Here is a 6,854-nt window from a genome sequence, read left to right as displayed (position 1 = left end):
CCGCTTTGAGCGGCTCACATCCCGAATGCCCCCGGCTTTGCCGGGGGATGGTTACCAGCTATCAAAAAAATAGCAAATCAATCGTCAAGCTGCCGCAGCGGGACGCGGTGGCTTGGGCCGTGGCGGCTTGGTGGTGTGCACTAGCAAGGTGGCCTTGTCCATGTCACCTGCGAGCATGGCCGTGTGTGCCTTGAGCGAATGGGCAATGCTGTCTTCGATCAGTGTGCGCTGGTCGGGCGCGGGTTTTTTGAGCACCCAATTGGCGACCTCCGATTTTTCGCCGGGGTGTCCAATGCCAATGCGCAGGCGCCAGTAATTGGGCGAACCCAGCTGGGCGTGGATATCACGCAGTCCGTTGTGCCCCGCGTGGCTGCCGCCGCGCTTGAGTTTGACCTGCCCGGGGGGCAAGTCCAGCTCATCGTGCACCACCAGAATCTCTTCCGGCTGGATCTTGAAAAAGCGTGCCAGCGAGGCCACTGACTTGCCCGACAGGTTCATGAAGGTCTGCGGCTGGAGCAGCCACACGCTTTGGCCATTCACGCTGGTGCGGCCCGCCAGCCCGTAATAGCTGCGCTCGGGTACCAGGTTCACCTTCAACTCGCGGGCCAGCGCATCAATCCACCAGAACCCGGCGTTGTGGCGCGTGGCCTCGTAATCTGGCCCGGGATTGCCCAGGCCCACAAACAGCTTGATCATGCGAACAATTATCGGTGGTGGTGCTCAAAAAAAACGGCCCACCGAGGTGGACCGTTTTGATGGCCAACCCCGCGAAGAGGTTGGCACAGGAGGATTCAAGCAGAAGCCGAGGCTTACTTCTTGCCCTTGCCCTTGCCCTTGGCATCGGCTGCGGGAGCGGCGTCAGCAGGGGTTTCCACCACAACCACTGGAGCCACCACGGACACCAGCACAGGGTTTTGCTTGTTGCCGCGGATCACAGCGCTCACGCCCTTGGGCAGTTTGATGTCCTTCAGGTGCAGGGAGGTACCCTTTTCCAGCTTGGACAGGTCCACCGCGATGAACTCTGGCAGGTCGGAAGGCATGCAGGTCACGTCGAGTTCATTCACGACGGGGTTGACCATGCACTTGTCCACCTTCACGGCTGGGGACTCTTCAGCGCCGCTGAAGTGCAGTGGCACCTTCATGTGCAGCTTGGTCTTTTCATCCACGCGCTGGAAGTCGATGTGCAGCACCAGTTGCTTGAAGGGGTGGTATTGCACGTCGCGCAGCAGAACCTTGGAGGTCTTGCCGTTCAGTTCCATGTCCAGCACGCTGGAGTGGAACGCTTCCTTCTTGAGGGCGTGCCACAGAGCGTTGTGGTCCACTTCGATCAGTTGGGGTTCGGCGGAACCACCGTAGACGATACCAGGCGTGCGGCCCGAAATACGCAGACGGCGGCTCGCACCCGTACCCTGCTTGGCGCGCTCAAAAGCGACGAAGTTCATAGTTAGCTCCTGAAAAGGGTCGACCGCGACCAGTCGTTCCCTGTTTAAAAAAGGCTTGTTGGCGTATGGACGCTGTACAAGCCAGGGGTTGTTCCCGAACAGACAAGCCTCCCGAAGGAGGCTTGGTGCAACACCGATGCTGCGTGCCGCCCGATAGGGGGAAGCACCACAGTGTCAACTGTCGTCTTGCTCGGAGAACAGGCTCATCACCGACTCGCCCTTGGCGATGCGCTGGATTGTTTCTGCAATCAGCGGTGCCACAGACAATTGGCGAATTTTGGTACATCCCTTGGCAGACTCGCTCAGGGGAATGGTGTTGGTCACCACGATTTCATCCAGGGCAGAACCCTTGGAGATGCGTTCGATGGCAGGGCCCGAAAAAATGGGGTGCGTGCAGTAGGCGTAAACCTTCTTCGCACCACGCTCCTTGAGCACTTCCGCGGCTTTGACCAGTGTGCCCGCCGTATCAATCATGTCGTCCATGATGACGCAGTTGCGACCTTCAATCTCACCGATCACATGCATCACTTCGGAGACGTTGGCCTTGGGACGACGTTTGTCGATGATGGCCAAATCGCAACCCAGTTGCTTGGCCAAAGCGCGTGCGCGTACCACGCCGCCAACGTCAGGCGACACGACGATCAGGTCTTCGTAATTCTTTTGACGCAGATCGCCCAGCAAGACGGGCGAAGCGTAGATGTTGTCGACCGGAATGTCGAAAAAGCCTTGAATCTGGTCAGCGTGCAGATCCATGGTCAACACACGCGCCACACCCACAGCTTGCAGCATGTTGGCCACCACCTTGGCGGTGATTGGCACACGTGTGGAGCGGGGGCGACGGTCTTGGCGAGCGTAGCCGAAATAGGGGATCACGGCGCTGATGCGCTCAGCCGATGCACGCTTGAGCGCATCAACCATGATCAGCAATTCCATGAGATTGTCGTTCGTAGGAGCGCAAGTGGATTGCACTACGAAGACATCGCGAGCACGGACGTTTTGTTTGATTTCGACGGTGACTTCACCGTCAGAGAAGCGACCCACATCGGCTGCGCCCAGTTGGGTGCCTAGGTGTTTGGCGATTTCAGCTGCCATGCCAGGATTGGCATTGCCGGTGAAAACCATGAAGTCGGGTTGGTTGGCTTGCATGAGCGTCCCAGCAGTCTGAAAAAAAAGCCCGTACGCGAAAGAAATTTGGCAGGGGAAGAAGGATTCGAACCTTCGCATGCCGGAATCAAAATCCGGTGCCTTAACCAGCTTGGCGACTCCCCTACACAGGTCAACTGTCGATGACAGTCAGCCTTAATTTGACTCTGCAACCCACCCTGCCAGAGGATGAATCATCAGATTGCCGCACGTTTTAATTTTCCATGCGCTTGGCGCATCTTGAAAATTAACTTCGTTTGGCATTTGTGCAAACACTGCACTACCCGAGCCCGTCATTCTAGCATGTAATCCTTTGGATTTAAGCCAGTTGATGACTTTTTTTACCTCAGGGCACAGACTTTCTGCGACTGGCTGCAAGTCGTTACGACCGAAATCGTAGTGTGCTGCAGCAAAGCCTAAGATTGTAGCATGATCAGAATCACGTTTCAGAAGCTTCGAAGAAAAAATTGCTTTTGTCTCCAATCCCGCTTCTGGCTTGACCACCACAAACTGGCTGGTGGGCGGCTGTTCATGCTTCTCAAGCGGGCGTATTGTCTCACCAATTCCTTCCACCCAGGCGTTCTGGCCTCGCAGAAAGAACGGTACGTCGGCACCCAACGTGAGGCCAATACGTTCAAGCTCTGGCCCCGTTAGTTTCAACTTCCACAAACGATTCAGTGCGATCAGGGTGGACGCCGCATCGGACGAGCCGCCACCCATGCCTGCTTGGGCGGGGATGCTTTTGTGGACTCCTATGTGCGCGCCAGCCCGGCAGCCTGTGGCCTCCTTGAGCGCGTGGGCGGCACGCAGCACGAGATCAAGGGGCGGCAGTGGCGTATTGATGTCTTCCCGGCTGAGTTGCCCGTCGGCGCGAATCTCAAAGTGCAGCGTGTCGCACCAATCAATCAGCATGAAGACAGATTGCAGCAGGTGATACCCATCGTCTCTGCGGCCTGTGATGTGCAGGAACAAATTCAGTTTGGCGGGGGCTGGGACGTCGTAAAGCGCAAGCATGAGAAAAGACTAATGGGAAAAGGCGATGCGCAAGATAGCCTTGGGCTTGGGGTCTGAACGTTGCGCGGTGATGCGCCCTTGCGAGAGTGCGCTCAGATCGGCTACCCAACCAGCTGCATTCGTCTCGATACCGTGTAGCCAATCAAAAATCGCCTTGATTGGGATGGCTTCTCCCGTGACCTGGGTGAGAAGTGCATCCAATGAGTGCGAGGCCCGTTGCTGTTGGCCTGTCTGTAGCGTTGCGCCTTCGGCGCTCCACTTCAATTTGCCAAGGGTGTTTCCGAGGGGGCTCAGCAAGATCAATTCGCCTTGATCTTCGGAACCCTCAAGTTCAAACAAGGCGGAAAAAGACTGTGCGCTTTCCTCTTCTGTTTGCAGTGCAAGGCGCCCAGACCAATAGGGCCGCTCGGGCTTCGCGACCAAGCTCGCAGAGGTGCAGCCGAATAGACCCAGCCCCAGCAGACTGGCAGCGCCTGTTACGAGGTATCTGCGCCGTTGCTGGGCTGAAGACCGCTTGGCGTGTTCGGTGGCGTGAGCAGGGGTCAAAGCGACACTCCGAGGCGCTTGAGCGTGTCTTTCAGTGTTGAATTGTTTGGGTTGAGTCGCAAACCTTCTTGCCAGATGGCTTTTGCTTCGCTTGTGTTTCCTTGGCTCCAGAGAACTTCGCCCAGATGTGCAGCGATCTCTGAATCAGGTTTTTTCGCAAAAGCGAAGCGCAAAAGGCGTACTGCCTCGGCCTTGTTTCCCAGTCTGAACTCGACCCAAGCCAGACTGTCGGTGATGAAGGGGTCCTCCGGCGCGAATTCCAATGCCTTTTGAATCAGTCGCTTGGCCTCTTCCAGTCTTACTCCTCGGTCGGCAAAGGAATACCCCAGGGCGTTGTACGCATGATGGTAGTCAGGCTGGCGCGCGATCACTTGCCGTAGCAGCGTCTCCATCTCGTCCAGCCGGCCAGTCTTTTCCGCAAGCATGGCTTGGTCGTAAACCAAATCGTTGTCCTCTGGGGTGAGGGCAATCGCTTCGCTTTGCAGTCTGTAGGCTTGCTCATTCTCCCCGCTGTCCTTGAGCAGTTGCACTTCCGCCAAAAGTTTCAGGCGACGTTCGTCTGCCGTACTGCCAGGTAGATTGCGCAAAAGCGTCCGTGCTTCAGCGAGTTGACCCTGTTTGGCAAGCAGGGAAGCGCGCTGCCGTTGCACGCTGAAGATCTCTCCAGCGTTTTCAATCCGATCCAGCCAGCTGCGGGCGGCCTCCAAATCGCCTTGCTTTTCAGAAATTTGCGCTGCAAGCACATAGGCTTGTGTCATCAGCCGTTGGTTGAGTTGGGCCTCTCCAGCGGTATCTGTCAGTTCAAAAAAATGTCGCAGTGATCCTTGTGCGCGTTGCATTTCCTGGTTCTGGGTCTGCAGGCTTGCGAGCAGGAGCCAGGCTTCCGGCATATCGGGCTTTTCCTGCGTCACCCTGGTGAGCTGGTCGGATGCTGCAGAGAAGTTCGAACGGCTCAGCAGTACCCTTGCATACAGCATCCGAACCTCTGTATTGGAGTGTTTCTCCAAATAATCTTGTACGAAAGGCTCGGCCGCGCTGATTCCCTCGTCCATGAGTTCCAGCGCGAGTCTTGCCTGACCCTCATAAGCCGGATCCATGGCTTTTGCCTTGGCAAGGCTCTGCAGGGATGCTGCTTTGTCATCGGCGGCAAGTTGCAGGCGTCCTAGTGAGATCCATGCTGCGGCTCCTGTAGAACGGTTTTCCAGTTCGCCTTTAAACGCTTCTTTCACCGCGCTCACTGCGGTAGCCTTGTCGGCAATACGTCCGTACATTTGCGGTACGGCACTCAGAATGCCCACTCTGTTCGGAAGCGGTGCTTGTTCAATGAACTGGCGCAGAGGGCCTGCTGTTTCTCCCACCTTGTTGAGTGCAATCAGTATCTGAAGTACGTAGCGGTTGGCCTCTCGCGACTGAGGATGGTCCTCCTGCCATGCTTTTGCTGCTGCCAGGGCGTATTCGCCAGAGCGTGACTGCAGAGCAATGTCCGCAGCTCTTTGGTAGAGTTGTTCGCTTCTAGAGCGCCGTGCCGCGTCCAGAATCAGAGCATAGCCAGCCCCCGGGTCCCCGGTCCGTGTGGTTACTTCACCCAGCAGAATTTCGTAGAAAAGATTGCCATCCAGTTTGGCGTTAGATGGTGGCGGACTGGGTGTGTTTGAAGTAGGTGAGGCGGGCGGGTTTGCCTGTGCTCCGCCGAAAGCTGTCGCGAAGGACAGGGCAACAACCACGGGGATCATTCGAAAGCGATGAATATGCTCCATCGAACCATAATAATCCACATGCCTGTCTCTTTGCTCGTCGGGGGCGCCTATGCCTGAGTTGCCCGAGGTAGAGGTGACGCGCCGCAGTTTCGCCGAGGCGATTGCGGGTGCGCGGATCCTGGCAGTTCGTTTGGGGAAGCCGCTTCGTTGGCCCTTAGGCTGCCCGGCCGAGTCATTGGTGGGCTTGAATGTCGTGGGGGTTCGCCGCCGCGGTAAATATCTGTTGATTGATCTTGATCGGGGGCTTTTGCTCGTTCACTTGGGGATGTCTGGCAGCTTGCGATTTTCCGGTAGTCAGCCAGAGCCGGGTAAACACGATCACTGGGATCTACAGACCTCGGCGGGCACGCTTCGCTTGCACGACCCGCGCCGTTTCGGAGCTGTTGTTTATGCCCAGGAAGAAGAAGCCCCTGTGGCTAAAAAGCTTTTGGGTGGGCTGGGTATGGAGCCTCTTGGGCCTTCGTTCTCCCTGCAGACTTTTCATCAGGGCGTCAAAGCCAGTCGCCTACCCGTCAAGCAATTATTGTTGGCGGGGAAGTTGGTGGTAGGTGTTGGCAATATTTATGCATCCGAGGCGCTTTATCTTGCGGGAATCCGTCCCACGGTTCGGGCATCCTCTCTGGGGCCTGTGCGTATCCGGCGGCTGTATCAAGCCATAGGGCAGGTTTTGGGCAAGGCGATAGAGCTGGGAGGAAGCAGTCTGAAAGATTTTTCAAGTGCCGACGGATCTTCAGGGCATTTTCAGAACGCTGTTCAGGTGTACGGCCGGGCGGGATTACCGTGTTACGTTTGCGGCACCCCCGTGAAAATGGTCAGACAAGGGCAGCGCAGCGGTTTTTATTGCCCGAGTTGCCAACGTTAGTTGCGCCTCTGTCCTAGGTTGCCAGTCCAAGAGTGAGCTTGTGGACGGTCAGTGCTATATTTTGTTTATGTCTGCTTGCAGACCGACCAT

At 56.7% G+C, this 6,854-nt stretch carries 7 protein-coding genes and 1 tRNA gene; 1 reads left to right on the top strand and 7 read right to left on the bottom strand.

Features of this window, described 5'->3' with window-relative positions; translation table 11 throughout:
* Positions 1-84: 84 nt before the first annotated feature.
* From pth to IHV84_RS01075, 7 genes are all read right to left on the bottom strand, one after another.
* Positions 85-696 carry an aminoacyl-tRNA hydrolase gene (gene pth, locus IHV84_RS01105; protein ID WP_198845464.1) on the bottom strand — a complete coding sequence of 204 codons (612 nt, stop codon included), beginning with the start codon at positions 694-696 and terminating at the stop codon, positions 85-87.
* A 113-nt stretch (positions 697-809) separates the two neighbouring features.
* On the bottom strand, positions 810-1,442 hold the full coding sequence (locus IHV84_RS01100) for a 50S ribosomal protein L25/general stress protein Ctc (RefSeq protein WP_044399594.1): 633 nt from the start codon (positions 1,440-1,442) through the stop codon (positions 810-812).
* Positions 1,443-1,616: 174 nt separating this feature from the next.
* Complete coding sequence (locus IHV84_RS01095; RefSeq protein WP_044399591.1) at positions 1,617-2,588, bottom strand: ribose-phosphate pyrophosphokinase; 972 nt, start codon at positions 2,586-2,588, stop codon at positions 1,617-1,619.
* A 46-nt stretch (positions 2,589-2,634) separates the two neighbouring features.
* A tRNA-Gln gene (locus IHV84_RS01090) sits at positions 2,635-2,711 on the bottom strand.
* A 30-nt stretch (positions 2,712-2,741) separates the two neighbouring features.
* Positions 2,742-3,599 (bottom strand): 4-(cytidine 5'-diphospho)-2-C-methyl-D-erythritol kinase, encoded by an 858-nt coding sequence (gene ispE / locus IHV84_RS01085; protein WP_198845463.1) that lies wholly within the window; start codon positions 3,597-3,599, stop codon positions 2,742-2,744.
* A 9-nt stretch (positions 3,600-3,608) separates the two neighbouring features.
* Positions 3,609-4,145 (bottom strand): outer membrane lipoprotein LolB, encoded by a 537-nt coding sequence (locus IHV84_RS01080; RefSeq protein ID WP_198845462.1) that lies wholly within the window; start codon positions 4,143-4,145, stop codon positions 3,609-3,611.
* Complete coding sequence (locus IHV84_RS01075; RefSeq protein ID WP_370541152.1) at positions 4,142-5,920, bottom strand: tetratricopeptide repeat protein; 1,779 nt, start codon at positions 5,918-5,920, stop codon at positions 4,142-4,144. The genes IHV84_RS01080 and IHV84_RS01075 overlap by 4 nt, the downstream gene beginning before the upstream one ends.
* Positions 5,921-5,951: 31 nt before the next feature.
* Here IHV84_RS01075 and mutM point away from each other — a divergent pair, with 31 nt between their 5' ends.
* A complete protein-coding gene (gene mutM, locus IHV84_RS01070; RefSeq protein WP_198845461.1) occupies positions 5,952-6,764 on the top strand; it encodes a bifunctional DNA-formamidopyrimidine glycosylase/DNA-(apurinic or apyrimidinic site) lyase in 813 nt (270 codons plus the stop codon).
* The last annotated feature ends 90 nt before the right edge of the window (positions 6,765-6,854 follow it).

This window comes from Acidovorax sp. IB03 (genome assembly GCF_016406015.1).
GTDB classification, from domain to species: domain Bacteria; phylum Pseudomonadota; class Gammaproteobacteria; order Burkholderiales; family Burkholderiaceae_C; genus Acidovorax; species Acidovorax temperans.
Note: the sequence above shows the minus strand (reverse complement) of the source record. Positions and strands in the feature narration are given on the sequence as shown.